General features: G+C 44.0%; 10 protein-coding genes and 1 pseudogene. 1 reads left to right on the forward strand and 10 read right to left on the reverse strand.

The window, feature by feature from the left end; translation table 11 throughout:
* Positions 1-57: 57 nt before the first annotated feature.
* From ASG81_RS16250 to ASG81_RS16295, 10 genes are all read right to left on the reverse strand, one after another.
* The gene (locus ASG81_RS16250) at positions 58-1,827 is read right to left on the reverse strand and encodes a glycoside hydrolase family 36 protein (protein ID WP_155971589.1); all 1,770 of its coding nucleotides are present in this window, start codon (positions 1,825-1,827) and stop codon (positions 58-60) included.
* Between the two features lie 22 nt (positions 1,828-1,849).
* On the reverse strand, positions 1,850-2,710 hold the full coding sequence (locus tag ASG81_RS16255) for a carbohydrate ABC transporter permease (RefSeq protein WP_235548897.1): 861 nt from the start codon (positions 2,708-2,710) through the stop codon (positions 1,850-1,852).
* 13 nt (positions 2,711-2,723) lie between these two features.
* The gene (locus tag ASG81_RS16260; protein ID WP_056636308.1) at positions 2,724-3,605 is read right to left on the reverse strand and encodes a carbohydrate ABC transporter permease; all 882 of its coding nucleotides are present in this window, start codon (positions 3,603-3,605) and stop codon (positions 2,724-2,726) included.
* A 75-nt stretch (positions 3,606-3,680) separates the two neighbouring features.
* On the reverse strand, positions 3,681-5,009 hold the full coding sequence (locus ASG81_RS16265) for an ABC transporter substrate-binding protein (RefSeq protein ID WP_056636310.1): 1,329 nt from the start codon (positions 5,007-5,009) through the stop codon (positions 3,681-3,683).
* Between the two features lie 128 nt (positions 5,010-5,137).
* Positions 5,138-6,724, reverse strand: coding sequence for a response regulator (locus ASG81_RS16270; protein ID WP_056636312.1), 1,587 nt, complete (start codon positions 6,722-6,724; stop codon positions 5,138-5,140).
* Positions 6,721-8,514, reverse strand: coding sequence for a sensor histidine kinase (locus tag ASG81_RS16275; RefSeq protein WP_056636314.1), 1,794 nt, complete (start codon positions 8,512-8,514; stop codon positions 6,721-6,723). Before ASG81_RS16275 ends, ASG81_RS16270 begins: the two co-directional genes overlap by 4 nt.
* 1,103 nt (positions 8,515-9,617) lie before the next feature.
* On the reverse strand, positions 9,618-10,745 hold the full coding sequence (locus ASG81_RS16280; protein WP_056636316.1) for a low temperature requirement protein A: 1,128 nt from the start codon (positions 10,743-10,745) through the stop codon (positions 9,618-9,620).
* A gap of 37 nt (positions 10,746-10,782) precedes the next feature.
* Positions 10,783-12,903 carry an EAL domain-containing protein gene (locus ASG81_RS16285; RefSeq protein WP_162255032.1) on the reverse strand — a complete coding sequence of 707 codons (2,121 nt, stop codon included), beginning with the start codon at positions 12,901-12,903 and terminating at the stop codon, positions 10,783-10,785.
* Positions 12,904-13,460: 557 nt separating this feature from the next.
* On the reverse strand, positions 13,461-14,165 hold the full coding sequence (locus tag ASG81_RS16290; RefSeq protein ID WP_056636320.1) for an HD-GYP domain-containing protein: 705 nt from the start codon (positions 14,163-14,165) through the stop codon (positions 13,461-13,463).
* A 100-nt stretch (positions 14,166-14,265) separates the two neighbouring features.
* Positions 14,266-15,723, reverse strand: a complete 1,458-nt coding sequence (locus tag ASG81_RS16295; RefSeq protein ID WP_056636322.1) for a methyl-accepting chemotaxis protein — start codon at positions 15,721-15,723, stop codon at positions 14,266-14,268.
* Between the two features lie 822 nt (positions 15,724-16,545).
* Between ASG81_RS16295 and ASG81_RS30960 the strand changes: the two are divergent.
* Positions 16,546-16,704: pseudogene (locus ASG81_RS30960) on the forward strand (MFS transporter); the annotation flags it as partial.

Below are 16,704 nucleotides of genomic sequence, written 5' to 3' on the forward strand. Positions count from 1 at the left end.
TGTTACACCAACAAGCAAGGGCCGCCGTATCATTCACGGCAGCCCCATATTAGAACACTATTTATCTTCAATTAGCACAACACCAGGTCCAGGAATCTTCAGAACCTGTACCCCCTTCGCGAATGATGCTGTCTCTTCACGGACGATCTTACCACAGCAGTCCAATACTCGAACCTTTCGCGCAGCTAATTCCTCCTCGAAAGAAACGACGATTTCATCCTGCAGCGTTCCATTAACCAGGATCAGCTTCTTAGGCACCTTCAATCCAGTACGTACGACCACATCCGCATACACGGCAATCAACCTTTTGTACTCCGCATCGGCTTGTACCAGCGGATACATGGCTTCGGGAGAACGGGCCGACAGCTCGCCGTCTAGCAATACATCCCGGTGTTCTCGCCAAAAGGTCAACCAGAACCTCGTCATGTCGATATGAAGCTCAGGAAGTGCCTCAAATCTCATCGAGAACTGCGGAACGGAGAATAAAATATTTACCATCTGGAGAGCGGCCGCTTCTACTGGCTCCTCAGGATTCCACATGACCATATCCGAGTGTACGGGCGTGGTCCCGGATAACAAGCGGATATCAAGCGTTTCCATGCGATTGGTAATTGCATCGTTCGGACAATCCGCTGCACGAAACATGTTACCGTATTTTCTCATTAAGGGCCCGATATAGTTCTGTCTGAACTCAATCATGATATCCGGCTTAATCAGTCTCAGCCGCTCCATTACATCGGTGAGGAAGCGATCCACTGCCTCTTGAATGGAAACGTAATCCATACCTGGCTTCGGTTCGGCTTCCTGCTCCACGTCCAAGTAAAATTCATCGACGAAATCCAGTTTGAAGCCGTCAAGATCCCACTCCAATACAGCCCGCTCATAAGTGGAGATCAAGTATTCCCTGCAATCGACGTACCTTAGATCCAACACACCCGCCCCTAGATTTTCCTTAAAGCTCAGTAACTTATCCTTGAATCTCGGCCAAGCTTGGGAGTGAATGCCGACGAACGGTACGCTGTACCACAAAATATACTTCAACCCAAGACGGTGGATCCGCTCGACATGCACACGCATATCCGGAATGCGATCCGGGCAAACCTGCCAATCTCCGCAATAGGCGTAACCACGATTCGAATCCGACGTCTGCCATCCATCATCCACGATCACTGCCTCTATCCCCAATTCCCGTGCCGAACGGCATTGCTCTTCAATGTCCTGCGCGGTGATCTGTTGATGAAAGCTATACCACGTGGAGTACATGGGCGCTCTTGCAGCATCGGGTACAGGAGCAGGCCGGTACCCCTCCATCCGTTCCCACCAGTTGGATACCAACCTGAGGCTTTCGTAGTAAGGAATGCTTCTCGTATCGATTCGCAGCACAACCTGGTATGACATTCTCGGTCGTGTCGGTTCCGTCAGCAGTCGCACCCGGCAATTCAGTGTGGCATCCTCCTCGTGGACACCCATCGTGAAATCGGTTTGATTCAAGGCATCGGAGAGTGCATACGTCAGTCGGTTCAGACCGTTCAAATTATAAAAGCAGCCGACCGGCGCTGAGACTGTCGCTTTGGAGCCGATGTGATGATTGAAGTCGGGAACGAGGCTCTTAGTACGAAATGCGGCAGGTTGCCAATACGATTGGATATCCACTATCGAGTGCTTCCAGTACAACTCAAGCTGCGGAAAATGTCGCTCCACCTCGGATTGAAAGCTGACCTGAATGTGAATCAATCCCGGCTCAATCTCCGAGACTGCGCTCTCCACCTGAAGTTCGTCCGCGCCGGACATATAAATCGTTTGATATGGTGTTTCAATCTGCTTCAATGTGAATCCTCCATTCCTAACCTTATTTGACGGCGCCCGCAACCCCCATAGCCCTCTCCACCTGTTCGCTAAAGATCAGGTAGAACAAAATCGTAGGAATACTGGAAATGACCAGCGCTGCACCCATAGCTCCCCAATCGGTATTGAAGGCACCTTGAAAGCTCATCAGCCCTAGAGGCAGGGTCTTCAAAGATTCCTCTGAAATGAGAATCAGAGCAACGGTGAACTCGTTCCAGGCTGATAAAAAGACAAAAATCGCAACCGTAGCGACCGCCGGCGTGACGATCGGAACAATGACCCTAAAAAAGGTCTGAAAAATGCCCGCACCGTCGATAGCCGCCGCCTCCTCCAATTCAAAGGGTATGGAGCGTAGAAACCCGTATAAAATCATCGAAGCAAACGGAATTTGAAAGGCGGTATATGGGATAATTAAGGACCAATACGTGTTGGTCAAATGGAAATCCTTCACCAGAATCAATAGCGGAATCAAGATGATCTGAACGGGAATAAACAGGCCGGCAGTCATATAAATCCTAGCGAAGGACGATAGCTTCCATTCCATTCGGGCCGTTGCATAGCTGAACAGCAAGGCTATCACGAGAGTGGCCGCTACCACACTGAGACTGACGATGAGACTGTTGCGGAAATAAATCACAACATTAAATTCCGTTAGTGCCTTTACATAGTTCTCGATCCGGAACACTGTTGGGATCCCGAATGGATTCGTGACGAATATTTCATTGTTATTCTTGAAAGAATAAAAGAGCATCCATACAATCGGATAAGCCGAGATTAGTGCATAGAGGATCAGAAAACCATAGGTCAACGTCTCACTTCGGAACGGATTGATTCGGATTTTAGAGCGGACGACGGACGATCTCAATTAGTATACCTCCCTAATATACGATTCGTTCTCTCGCCACGAAGCGATTGATGAGAATCGTGAATATCAAACACTCGAGCACCAACAGAACTACTGAGGCTGAAGCATATCCGTATTCATTTAGCCTGAAGGCCGCCCGATACATGAAATACGTCAATGTATAGGTGCTCGTACCAGGTCCGCCTCCTGTCATGATCGCCATATGCTCAAATGCCCTCAGTCCTCCCGTAATAGCAAATATCAGACAAAACTTGAATGTCTCCGCAAGAAGCGGAAGGGTGATGCGGAGGTGCGCCTTGAATTTGGAGGCGCCATCAATGTTTGCCGCTTCGAAATACGATTCTGGGATCGCCTTAATTGCGGTGTAAATTAGTACAAAATGGAATCCCATATATTGCCAAGCATTGACCCCGGCTACGGCCCAGATCGCCATGCTCTCATGTCCGAGCCAATCCTGTCGATAGGACAAGCCGAGCGACTCAAACGCTTTATTCAACAATCCAAATTGGCCGTTGTAAATATTCAGCCATAGCTGGCATACGACCGTTACAGATAGGACGACGGGAATAAACAGAGTATTTTTAAAAAAGCGCTTGCCTCGTATTTGTCTGGACGATAGCAAGATCGCTAGCACGGTTGCCAAGCCGATCTGAATCACCACCAGCACCGCTGCAAATATAAGCCCATTTTTAAAAGCGATATAAAAATCAGGATCTTGAAAAAGACGAATATAATTATCTAATCGGATAAATACAGGCTTGCTCAGTCCATCCCACTCAAATAAACTCCTATAGAAGGTTTGCAGCATAGGATAAATCACCACAACACTGAACAGCAGCAATGCTGGCGACACAAAGAGGAAGATTGCCGCTTTGTTCCTTCTAAGCTTGTTCATGGTCTACCTCCCCTAACAGTTTTCTTAAAAAAACATTCGAATGTGCAGTCCCATTCGAATGTTTCCGCTTCTTGCTTATTTATTTCTTGCCCGGTTGATCGCTGCGTCCATATCCTTGACGAAATCTTTAGTTTCTTTGTAGCCTCCAGCCATCAACTTCTGAACGTTATCTTCCAACGCGGTCTTTACCGTCGGATTCGTCATCCCAAAGGTGAAAGCGCTAAAACTCTTTGCTTGACTAGCATAATCCTTGTATTCATTTTGTATGTCCGAGTAAGGCTTTTCCGGCTGAACCGCATTTTTCACAATCGGGAAAGCTCCTCTCTTCAGTACACGGCCTTCGGACATTTTGAGTGAGAGCTGGATGGCATATTTGGTCGCAATATCTTTATGCTCGGAATTAGGTGACACGGCTATGCCGCCGATTGTTCCGCCGCCGCTCATTTGACTTGCTACTGCACTTTCTTGTCCAGGATCGGCAAAAGGATACTTCAGGATTCCGGCTTTGCCGGGCATTTTGGCACCCAAATCCTGTACCGCCCAGCCGCCATTCAGCATCATTGCCGCCTTGCCTTCCACAAACAGCGAGAGTACTTCATCATAGCCCATATTAAATGCACCCGGTGCAAGAACACCTGCATTAACAAGTTGCGTGAGTTTGTCAGTTGCCTTGGAGTATGCAGGGTCAGATGTCAATGCGGTACCCTTATCCAATCCTTCGATACCCTTTGGATCCATTCTCGTCGCAATCATGTCATACAACTGAACGCCCGGCCATTTTTCTTTAGCGAACAAGCCTAGCGGAATGATATTTTTTTCTTTCAGCTTCTTGACGACATCGAGGAATTCATTGAAGTTCGTCGGAGGCTGCAGCCCATTTTGCTGGAACACGTCTTTGTTGTAATAGATCATTGCAAACCAAGGAGCGTCGGACGGAATGCCATAAATATGGCCTTCGTCGTCTCGCAGAGTCGCCTTCGTAGAATCCTGCAATTGATCCTCGATGTTCAATTCCTTGACATAAGAGTCAAGCTGAAGGATGTTATTCGATTTTTTAAACGTCTTGATAATATCCGGATTAGCATCGAAGATATCCGGTAAATTCCCTGCCGCTGCCAGTGTTTTTAGCTTTTGGTTGTCGTCTCTGGCTGCCGGCATAATTTCCGCTTCGACTTCCGGCATGACTTTTTTCATTTCAGCAATGGCATAATCCAGAGGAACCTTCTCCGAATCATCTGAATACTGAAGATACAGTTCCAATTTGACCTTTCCACTCGCAGTCTTGTCAGCTGTGGCTTCTTTCTTTCCACTATCCTGCCCGCTGTTGCTGCCGCAGCCCACAACGGCCGCGAGCATCACCGAGGCAAGAGACAGCGCCATGATTCGATGTAGCCCTCTTTTCATATCCGTAAGACCCCTCCTGATTAAGATTAATTATTCCCCTTGAGGATGACTTTATTATACGAACATGAACCAGCGAACTGAATGGATATTCCGCACCGAACTTGGAAGAATCGCATCACTTTAGGCTGCTACGAAAATCTGTTCAGACTTTCATATTCCCGGGGGGAATATCCAAAGTATTTTTTGAACACTTTACTAAAATGGCCGGGGTCGCTGTACCCCACCATCAAAGCAACCTCTGCGATTTTGATCGTATTCTGCTTGAGCATTTCCTTAGCCCTCTGCATGCGTACATTTAACAGATATTTTGATATTTGTAAGCCCATCTCCTTTTTAAACACACCGCGCAAATAACCGGCATTGATGTAAAAATGATTCGCAATGGCTTCTACATTGAGATCCTCTTTACTATATTCCGCTTCAATATAGCCTTTGGCTGCCAAGGCAATGTTCTTGGATTTGGACGGTTTCGAGACACGGTTATAGGCCGCTACCTTCTTGAAGATATCGGTGATCCAACTGTGGATAGCTCCAATCGAGCTCTGGCGCTTCAATTCCAAATAAGGGTAAAAGTCCGCGCTGAATACATCCTCCACACTTCCGCCCAGCTCCTCCAAGTACGTCAGACACATCGAGATAAAGCCCATGTAGATGACGAAGATATAATCCAGCGACAGCTTGTTTTCGATAATATAGGCCTGTACCTTGACCAGCTTATCTTGAATGGCCTCCCATTCGTTCATTCTCAGATGAATGAGGATCTCTTCATTCACGAACAACGAGTAAGACCCTACGTTGGAATCATTTGGCGCAAGCTGATCGTAAAATACTACCCCTTCGTTCATCAACCGAAACCGGTTGTGCAAGGCGAGTATCGACTCTTGATACGACTTCTCTATCTGCTCCAGTCCGCGGTGAGGCTGGCCTACCCCGATGGTAATCGGGATCTTCAAATACTTCTCAATCAGCTCACAGAGTCTGCGGTACAGATCCGGATCGAGTTTCTGGCCCTCCTCAAGGACCATGATGGAAACAATGCGATCCTCATCACCATAAAACGAAACTTGGCGGCACTCTTCCTCACTTAGCTCATCCCAAATATTCATAACGGCAAATTTCCATAGCAGCCTCTCCTTCATCTGATCCCAATTGTATTTGACCGGGTTCAATTCAATGGAAATGACCTGAAACCAGTCCTCCTCTTGGAAATGAACCCCGTACTCGGCCAATTGCTCAAGGATCGCCTCACGGTCTTTCTGCTCCCCTCCAATGACCAGGTCGTTCAGATGCATTTCTCTCATGCTTTTCTTGTAACTTTCCGCGATTTTCTGGCTCTTGGTCATCTCATCATGCCGAGCTTTGATTTTGAGCAGCGTCAGGACCAACTCTTCCTTATCATAGGGCTTCAGTAGGTAGTCCGATACGCCATATTTGATTGCTTGTTTGGCATATTCAAACTCGCTGTAAGCCGTAATAATGACAATTCCCATGTTGGGATACATGTCCTTCAGATGCTTCGAAAGCTCGAGCCCATTCATAAAAGGCATGTAAATGTCCACTAATGCCAGATCAATATGGCGTGATTTGCACTGCTCCAGCGCATCTTCGCCATTCTTCGCTTCCCCTACCACATGAAATCCGTAATGTTCCCATTTAATCTCTTTCCTCAGACGCTCTCGGAACATAGTCTCATCATCCACAATGATCACGTTCATGATGCCTCCACTCCTTCGATCAGTGGTATTTTCACAATCACGGTAGTGCCCTCATGGACCTTTGATTGCAGCTCGATCCCGTATGGTGTACCGAAGTACAGTTTGATTCGATGATCGATGCTGAATAAGCCGAAGCCGTTGCCAGCTTCGTTCTGGCTGGTATCGGACCACAACGTCCTAAGTGCTTCTTCGGACATTCCGATACCATCGTCACTAACTTCGATCCAGAGCATGCCATCTTTCTTGTAACCTGTGATATCCAGATGGCCAAAGGCTCGTTTCGGCTTTAGCCCATGATAAATCGCATTTTCCACCAACGGCTGAATCGTCAGCTTCAAGATTCGATAATCCAAGCATTCCGCCGGTATGTGAATCGTGTAATCAAATTCATCTTTGTAGCGCAGATGTTGGATATACAAGTAATTGCGAATCATTTCGATCTCTTCTCGTACCGTGATGATCTCGTTCCCCCCGCTCAAGGAACGCCTGTAGAAGACTGCCAGCGCCTTAGTCGCTTTCTTCGCTTCTTTAGTCCGGCCTAATTCGGCCAGCGTATAGACAACATCTAGTGTGTTATATAGAAAATGAGGACGAATCTGCTGCTGCATCAGTGCCAGCTCATATTTTCGCTTCGTCTGCTGCTCCTCCCTGATGTCATCGATCAACTGCCGGATATGCTCAGTCATGCGATGATACGTGAAGGTTAATTGGCCAACCTCATCATGACTGAAAACAGCTGGGACTACCTTATACAGATCCCGCTCCGTCTCACGCATGGTTTGGATCAGACGTTGGATGGGATTCACGATGATGACGGATAGTTTCACCGCAACGAGCACGGTAACGAGTGCGCACACTAGGATGACAATGAGCGATATCTTTTGGAGGGATTGATAATCCTTCATCAGCTCGTCCAAAGATACTTGATAGAGGATCAGCCATTTGTTGCGGTTCAGCGGGTATTTGGTGTACACGATCCTCTGGTTGTCGATGTTCATTACGTCACCTTCTGACTCACTGCTCTGAAGCAGCGGATTCAGAACCGGATTACTAACCGCATGTAAGACTTCATTGCGATCTGTCGAGGAGATGATCCTGTGATTTTCATCAATCAAATAGAAATTGCTTGTTTTCAAATCATTCATCTGCTCAAACAAAGAGGAAATCTGGTCCTCGCTGACGAACAGGATTAACTCTCCCAGCGTTTCGCCTGACTTGATCTCAGTTATCTTCTTACCCAGCGGCAGAACAATTTGCGATTGCTCTCCATTGCCAAAGGGAAACCGAGTCATCTCAAACCCTTTGCTATATCCCGATGTCGCTTGCAGTTGATCGATATAGGCTTGAATCTGTTCCTTTGCATTTACTGAAATTATCGATCGGTCATTCGCAGCGTATATTCTCTGTTGATTGTCAACAAAGATCGCTTCTTTCACATCGGTGAATACGAGCAAAGCAAAATTCAGCTTATTTTCTATCGCGTACTTGCGGTCGATCTCCGATGTGGTACCGACGCTGCCCTCCGTCAAAAATCCGGACAGATCATTCATGTAAAATGTGATCATATCCAGACAGCTTTCCGTATTCTGAATCACATTTTCGATTCTTTGCTTAATAAGATAGGAGCTATTCATACGATCCTGGATCGTCTTCTTAACTTCATTATGTTGAAAGATATAATATGAAATCAGTCCAACCAGCAGCATCGGAATAATCATGAGCGGCAGAAACACAGTGAGCATCTTATGCCGGATTCTTAAATTGGTGAACATTATGTTAAGCTTCTTCATCCTGTAGATCATGCTCCTTTCTTGCATTTTTGCGGCCAACAAGCGCCTTCATTATTAAAACAAATAAACTGACCACGGAATTATGGTCAGCCTCGGGAATGGCCATGATTTTTCTTTAAAGTCCTCACGCTCACCCTTATAACCCTTGTATACGTCGGTAGTATCAAACCATGGCGGCTTTTCGGTTTTGAATTGGACATGAGTTGTGAGTCGATAAGGAGTAGCTTCTAATTGTCTATGATAAACGAAAGGAAGGCGGCTGTGAATAGAAATTACTTGCCGTTAATTTTCTCTAACAAGATTTGATGCTGTTCCGACATCTGAACCAAGACTGATGTAAATATCTCTTTCATGGTCGCCTGCTGCTCTTCGGTGGATGCAGATACCTCCTGTACGATTGATGCTGTATTTTCCGACACCTTGGTAACATGGAGCACAGACTCATTTCTGCGGTGTCTCTGTTTGATGCTCATTTCGTTTGGATACAAATAATATAGTTCGCAGATTTGGGTATTTTATGTAAGCTGAAGTACTGGATTATTTTCCTATGCCCATAATGTTTGATCCACGGAGCGCCAAAAACAGCAAGGCCGAACTTGTTATTCCATTGTTCAAGCGGAGAGCCTTGCGGATAAAGAAGTCCATGCGTGCTTGAACGGAATCCGATAACCGGCTTGCCCCGTTTAAGGTAATTCCGGATATAACGAAATTGTTCCTCTTACAGATCGCGGTACCGAATAAAAAATACAGCCAAATCCGCGTTCTCCGCTGTGATCAGCGTGAATGCGCTAAAAATCTATAAACCTTTTCCGGGGTATACCAGCTGGCCCTCACTAATCTAAATGTCAGAAAAGAAGAAGTTCTATTTATTTCAGCCAATTCATTTGATGCGGCAGGTGCTAAAAATTTCGGCTTCAAGGTATGCTGGGTCAACCGGTTTAATGCGATCTTTGATGAATTAAATGTGAAACCCGACCTGATAGTCAACAACTTAAATCAATTAACGAATATATTTGCTAGCGGCAACAGACTATTTTGAAATCGCCATCATTGGATAAAATAGAAAAGGGCTGCCCACCGACAGCCCTTAAAATATTGAAAGCTCATGTCGTTAATTTAGCATATACAACAAAGAATACCGCCACTTCTCCAATGATCACAAGATTTGAAGTCTGGAAAAATAAATCCAACGTAAAAAATGCCCCAAGTAACCCTAACAATAACGCCAAATGATATGTCCCGAGTCTATGATGAGTATGTCTATACTTATGGAACACCCATGTAGTTGAAAAAAAGTAGAGCAGCACCGATCCAAATATAAAGCACAACATAAAAGCATCATTTAATTGTTCCATAAATAACAATTGGATCGAAGCCGCAATCATACACATGGATAAATAAATAAATAAATGGCCATAAATAATGGTTTGCCCGGCAGTCATGATCGTTTTATTCACTTTTTTCTCAATATTGTCAAAGTATTGCCACCACATTGCAATAATTAATAAAAATGTGATTGCCGCAAATAGAATCGATTGCCATGTCCACTCGCTCGACTGCAATACGGCAAGTATACTGATTACGGATTCGCCTAGCAGAATCAGTGTAAACAACGAAAAGCGTTCTAATAAATGATGAGTATTAATAGGCGTTTTCACCAAAAACCGCCTGCCGATTAACGGGAGAAAAATGTCTACAACAATTCCCGCGTATAAAACGGCATAACGAATCCATGAGTCAAAGAAAAGTGAAAAAGAAGAGATTACCAGTCCAATCCAAAAGCGGCTGCCTAAATAACGGGCGGTAATCTTTCTATGTGCCGCTTCTTTTTTATGTACCGATAGATATTGAATGGCTGTCATCGCTCTTAAACCAACATATCCTATAAAAAATGAAACATAGTATTGATCAAAATTAACCGATAGGCTTGCCGTCATTATTAATACAAAAAACAATTGTAAAATTAGAAATATCCGGTGTGAAACGGTATCTTGTCCAAAACGATTTACAAAAAGAGACTGCCCCACCCAAGCCCACCAGATCGGAACAAATATGAGGACGAATTTGATTAAATACTCAAACGGAATTGAACCATGTTCGACATGCAGCAAAACATGGCTCGCTTTCGAAACCGCCGCTACAAACAGAAGATCATAAAAAAGCTCCAGCCAAGTCACTTTCTTCTCAGCAAATGCAGTGCTTCGTTGAATATCCGGTGTGTGTTTATTCATCGTTTTACTCCTTTGCTTTGATTCTAGCGAGCATCTTTCACCCCCCGCTAACTACTAATTTCTCTTTTGTTACTCTATTTCCTTCCAGCAGACCAAACACCTCATCAGGCGGCAAAGGTCTGCTTATTAGGTAACCTTGTACTTCGTTACACCTTCTGGAAGATAGAAATGCGAGCTGTTCTTTTGTTTCCACTCCTTCAGCAATCACTCTTAAATGGAGTCTTCGTCCCAAAGCAATGATCGTTTTGGTGATTGCCGTATCTTTAGGTGCCATGGGAATATCTTTAATAAACGACCGGTCTATTTTTAGACTGTCTATCGGAAAGTGCTTCAGATAGTTTAACGATGAGAACCCTGTACCGAAATCATCAATAGATATTTTGATACCCAGCTCTTTCAATTGCTTCAGCTTTACAATAGTCATTTCTCCATTATTCATAACGACGCTCTCCGTTAATTCAAGCTCCAATAAATGAGGTTCTATGGATACCTCTTCCAGCACTCTTTTTACGGTATCGAGAAAATCACTATCTTGAAATTGAAAAGCTGAAATATTAACGGATAAGCTTACAGGTGAAGTCATCTTCGTAAGCCAGGCTTTGTGCTGGATACAGGCCGTACGCAGCACCCATTCCCCAATCGGGATAATTAAACCCATTTCTTCGGCAAGCGGAATAAAATCTGCCGGAGGTACGAAGCCGATATCCGGATGCTTCCAGCGGATCAGCGCCTCCACTCCGGTGATCTTTTCGCTAACCAAATCGAATCGGGGCTGATAATAAAGAAGAAACTCTTCACGCTCCAAGGCTCTGCGCAAACTGTTTTCCATTTGCAACGTTTTTTCAGCTTTAATATTCATTTCGCGATTATAAAAGCGATAGTTGTTTCTGCCTTGGTTCTTGGCGGCATACATGGCAATATCGGCATTTTTAACTAAAATCCCAATTTCATCGCCGTCGTACGGATACATACTGATTCCAAGGCTTGCCGAAATGAAAAGTTCATGTGAATTGATCTTAAAAGGCATTTTTAACTGGTTAATTACTTTTTCTGCAACGATCCTCGCTTGGCTGATTCCACCGATTTCCGGAAGCAGAAACAAAAATTCATCCCCACCCATTCGGGAGATCGTATCGCCCTGACGCAAACTTTCCGTCAGCCGCTCGGTAACCGCTTTCAACAATAGGTCTCCTGTTTCATGTCCAAGCGTATCATTAAAAACCTTAAATCGGTCCAGATCCAAAAAAATAACGGCCAGCAATTTTCCGGAGCCGTGTGCATCGGATAAAGCGATTTTAAGTCGATCGTTAAACAGAATACGATTAGGCAGTCCGGTTAATGCATCATAATAAGCATGGTATTCAATCTTCTCCTCATAGCGTCTTCTCTCTTCCATCATATCGGAGAAGGCATCCACCATCGTATTAAACGCATGGCCGACATGCTGCAGCTCATCTTGTATTTGAAGATCAATGCGCGTTGACAAGTCTCCCCTCGAAAATTGAAGAGATGCCTTTTTTAACAAAAAAACAGTACGGATAATGGATTCATAAAATGCACTAAAGAGATAGAATATGAATAAAATTACAATCAATGCAAATCCGATGACATACTGTTTCTTCTTGGACAATTCATGAATCCGCTCTACTAGCAAGCTGTTTAGGCGAGGGGATTCCACATCATAAAGTTTAAACCCCGAATCAATCGCATTTGTCGATATCCTGTAAAATTCACCTGATTGAATATGGATTGTTTTTGCATCAATAATATCATTTTTAAGTATTTCCAATAGTAATTTCGTTGCAGTGAAGTGATCCAGAATATAGGGTTGTAAAAGTTCATTTAAATAGGGGCTTACGAATTCGTTCCTATGGCCGCTGACATCATTTATCGCGGATTGGACCATTCCGGTTAAAATAATTAATTGTATTTTTTCTTCCGGTGTGAGTTTCTTTTTTGCAGCAATCCCTGAGCCTAATCCCCTTAATTGGCCTGTCGATTCAATAATCAACGGAAGCTTATTGACGATCGTGTCCATCAGAAGATAGCTATCGTCGCCCGGGTCTAGTTTAAGACTAGAGATATCTCCAACATGAACAATAAGAGAGAGCAGTTCCGATATCATTGCAGTATGTAATTCAAAGTTTTGTTTAATCATCCCGGTATGTAATTCATCATTTTGTTCCGGCCCTAGAAGAAATTTTTTTTTATCAAGTATATACCAATTATCTTTAATCGCTTTCCATTTGGCTGTTGTTTCTAAATAACTCCCTAATTGCTGGTCTAATCGGTCAATGTTACGGATGTCCTCCTCTATCTCGACCTTTTTACTTATCAGCACTTCCTTAAAGGACGTATCCCCGTTTAAACTTGCGTTCATCATGCCTCTGTGCTGCTGGAGATGCTCCAGCAGCTTTCGAATCCCGTCGTTATACTCGATTCCTAATCGTTCATTTTTAGCAAAATTGATTTCCTTGTCAATATTGGTGACGAGCATATACATCGTTAACCCCACAGGAAGCATAAAGAGTACAGCAATCAATAAAAACTTCTGCAAATATTTCAGCCGGTTCATTAATGCGACGGCAGGAAAAAGCAAACCTCTCATCATATAAAACCTCTCCAATAACAGCTATAGTTCTGCCAGTAGATCTAAGTGTACGTTTCGCAGAATCTCCGAACGGTTTCCGATTAGATTGCATACAGCCATGCTTGTTATGCCATTTTCTTCGCCGAAATTTTGGATATATTGATTTTATAGAAGTGTTCAACCACATCAGGATGATAGCATGTTCCGCTCATTCGTTTGATCTCTTCCAACGCCGTCATAGGACACATCGGATAATGATAGGACCTTCGCGACGTCATCGCATCAAACGAATCGGCAACGTGAATAATACTTGCTGAAAGCGGAATGTTATTCCCCTTCAGTCCTTCCGGATATCCGGTTCCATCCCAGTTTTCATGGTGATACAAAACTCCGCCCAATAGCTTATTGAACGGGTCAACCGGTTTAAGAATATTGTATGAAACGATAGGATGCCGCTTGATTTCAATAAATTCCTCGTTCGTTAAAGGACCGCTTTTGAGCAAAATGTTGTCTTGGATGCCAATTTTTCCAATATCATGAAAAAGAGCTGCCAGGCGCACTTGCTCGCATTTGGAAGAGGATAAGCCCATACTTTTAGCAACTTCCCTTGAAAGTTCACTAACGCGCTGGGAATGCCCTAAAGTGTAAGGGTCCTTCACCTCTAAAGCGTTATTTAAAGCTTCGACAATGCCCACCACCAGCTTTTGATTGGCGATCACCTGATCGTCCAAATCAAGCTTTGTATCAGACAGCTGCTTAATCACTTTAAAAAATTCTCTTTCTTTCTTTACCAAATCCCGTTGAAACAAGGAAAACAAGTAGTCATTCATTACGGTCACTCCCAACAATGTTTTATCATGAAAAATCACATTGCTATCCAAATTTTATTTATTTCTCTCTCTCTATGACACTCTCTCAATCATTGCTTTATTAAGACTCCATCCATTCATTAGCGATATCCATTGCCCGCTTGAAACGTTCTCTGCCTTTATTGATTAGACCCTGCTTGGCTTTTTCATACTCGCCTTCGAGCATCCATTTGGCATTTTGATCCTTCACTTCGCTGAATTGCTGCCATGCACTTTGCAACGAGTTAAAATATTCCTTGTTTTTGTTGTCGGCCGATTTTGCTCCAAGCTGCTGATTGCACGCTGCCAGCTCGCTCTCCATCGCTTCTTTTTCCTGATTCCAATAGCGGATTTGCTCAGCGTCCCGCGAATCAATCATGGACACCATGACGGACCTGATACCCAAAGAACATTCCACCCACCGGTCCAATTCCTTTTGCAGAGGATGGAACTCGCTTTTAGAAGGAAGCTTAAATTGTGATACGATGGAACGCAGCGAAAGACTGCTGCGCGTAGCCTCGCGAATGTCCTCGTTTATTTGTAAAATATTGTCCTGCTGGATTTCGGTCGAAGCGAGCACTTCTTCGCATCCCGCAGCTACTTCCTCGATCATTGCCGAGGTTTGATTGAGGGAATCGGCTATCGAAGAGCTGTTTGCCGTAATGACTCTGAACTGGCCATCCACTTCCTTCATTTGGTTTAAAATGCGGCCGAGGAACATTTCCATCTCCGCATATTTGTTTACTGACGCCTCCATCGTATGTACGCCTACACCCACTGCCTCATGCAAGTTATCGACACCAGCCTTTAAACCTTGAGCATTGCCCGTTACCCACTGGATCTGATCATTAATGCTTAAGGTAGCCTGCTTCGTCTGAATAGCCAGCTTTGAAATCTCACTCGCCACTACGGCGAAGCCCTTTCCTTGCTCGCCTGCCCGTGCCGCTTCAATGTTCGCATTCAAAGCGAGCAGCTGCGTCTGGCCCGATATTTCCTCGATCAGCCGAACAATATCCGTTATTTGACCCAACGCTTTATTTAATTCGTTCATTCCTTCATGAATGTCCGTGCTTTCTTCAGATATCCGATTCATTTGTTCCTTCGTGGATATCATTTCTTGTTTGCCAGCAGCGACTTCTTCCGAAAAATCCAGCGTTTCCCGAACCAGCGAGGCATTATTTTGGCCGACTCCCTGTAGAACGGCATGAATTTGAGCCATGTCATCCGCCATCTTCTGAGCATGCTCAGAAGTATCCTGCATACCGATCGCAATTTCCCGTATTGTGGTTGTGATTCCTTCCACATGCTCGGTAATCAGCTCGGATCTGGACCTCATATCCACCAATTTTTTGTGCAAATGCTTGGATGACCGATCCACCAAACGAATCAATGCCTTTAAACTGCTTATCGTTTTTTTGAGCGCAACCATTAACAAATGGTCTTTACCGTTCGATGAAAGATTCATACTAAAGTCACCAACTGCCATGCTCGCCAATTTTTCTTCCATCCATCGACTTGTTAAAGACCGAAACAGCTTCATTCCATATCCCCCTATAATGTTCGCTTCACAACCGAAATACCAAAAACCCTGCAAAACCTCTTTGAAGCTAGACAAAAACATCTTTGTCTATCCGCTTAATCAAAAGGTCGTACAGGGCCCCATTGCCCAAGATGGCATTAACATCAATGTGAATACCTTCTCACTTTTGTCGATCGTATATAGTGAAATTATACTAATTAGCTCGAATTTTGTCTAGTAAAAGCATAATGCTGGAAATTAACTAGTTCTTATTAACTACTTTCGTCTCCAAGAAATCCTTCAATAGGGCACTACTCTCAACATGCTTACCCTTATGGCGGATTTTTTTAAAATAAACACTTATATGTTAAGTTATCTAACATAAAATAATGAAAACGCTGTGATTTTAGACCTAAAAATTTTTTTCACTTTTTGATGTTATATTAGTTGACATTATCCTGAAAGCTAATTATAGTAATTCCATAAGCACAACGACACAATGATGTGTCACCTTATGGCAACGCAGCCTATCCTATAACAAATTGTACGGATAGGCTTTTTGTGAGTTTTTTCCTATATCGATTATTAACAAAGTCAGTCACGACGGCGTGGCTGCAATGGCAATGGGGCCGATTAATCTGGATTCGCAATTGCGCGATTCTATTAGTCGGCCCTTTTTTGCCTAATGATTGCCGGGAACTGGAGGGAATAAGGGGAAATAAAGAGAACGGTTGTATAAAGAAGCATTTATAAAAGAAGATCGAACGCAAATTATTCCCGAAAAAGCTTCAATTTATCCGGGACAAGAGAACAGTGGTATACCAATAATAGGGGGCATGAAAAATGGATGCTAAAGGATTTCGCAAGTCTGGTCACTTCCCGAGTTTGTTGTCAGCTTTTCTCTACTTTGATGTAAGCTTTATGATTTGGGTATTTATTGGTGCTTTATCACTCTTCATTACCAAAGATTTCGGGTTGTCGGATACTCAGAAAGCTACCATG

This window comes from Paenibacillus sp. Soil522 (assembly GCF_001428245.1).
Classification (GTDB): domain Bacteria; phylum Bacillota; class Bacilli; order Paenibacillales; family Paenibacillaceae; genus Pristimantibacillus.

Bases quoted from the DNA above. Each gene is read 5' to 3' on its own strand.
- ASG81_RS16260 (WP_056636308.1), bottom strand. From the start codon at position 3,605: ATGAACAAGCTTAGAAGGAACAAAGCGGCAATCTTCCTCTTTGTGTCG.
- ASG81_RS16265 (WP_056636310.1), bottom strand. From the start codon at position 5,009: ATGAAAAGAGGGCTACATCGAATCATGGCGCTGTCTCTTGCCTCGGTG.
- ASG81_RS16270 (WP_056636312.1), bottom strand. From the start codon at position 6,724: ATGAACGTGATCATTGTGGATGATGAGACTATGTTCCGAGAGCGTCTG.
- ASG81_RS16275 (WP_056636314.1), bottom strand. From the start codon at position 8,514: ATGAAGAAGCTTAACATAATGTTCACCAATTTAAGAATCCGGCATAAG.
- ASG81_RS16280 (WP_056636316.1), bottom strand. From the start codon at position 10,745: ATGAATAAACACACACCGGATATTCAACGAAGCACTGCATTTGCTGAG.
- ASG81_RS16285 (WP_162255032.1), bottom strand. From the start codon at position 12,903: ATGATTAAACAAAACTTTGAATTACATACTGCAATGATATCGGAACTG.
- ASG81_RS16290 (WP_056636320.1), bottom strand. From the start codon at position 14,165: ATGAATGACTACTTGTTTTCCTTGTTTCAACGGGATTTGGTAAAGAAA.
- ASG81_RS16295 (WP_056636322.1), bottom strand. From the start codon at position 15,723: ATGAAGCTGTTTCGGTCTTTAACAAGTCGATGGATGGAAGAAAAATTG.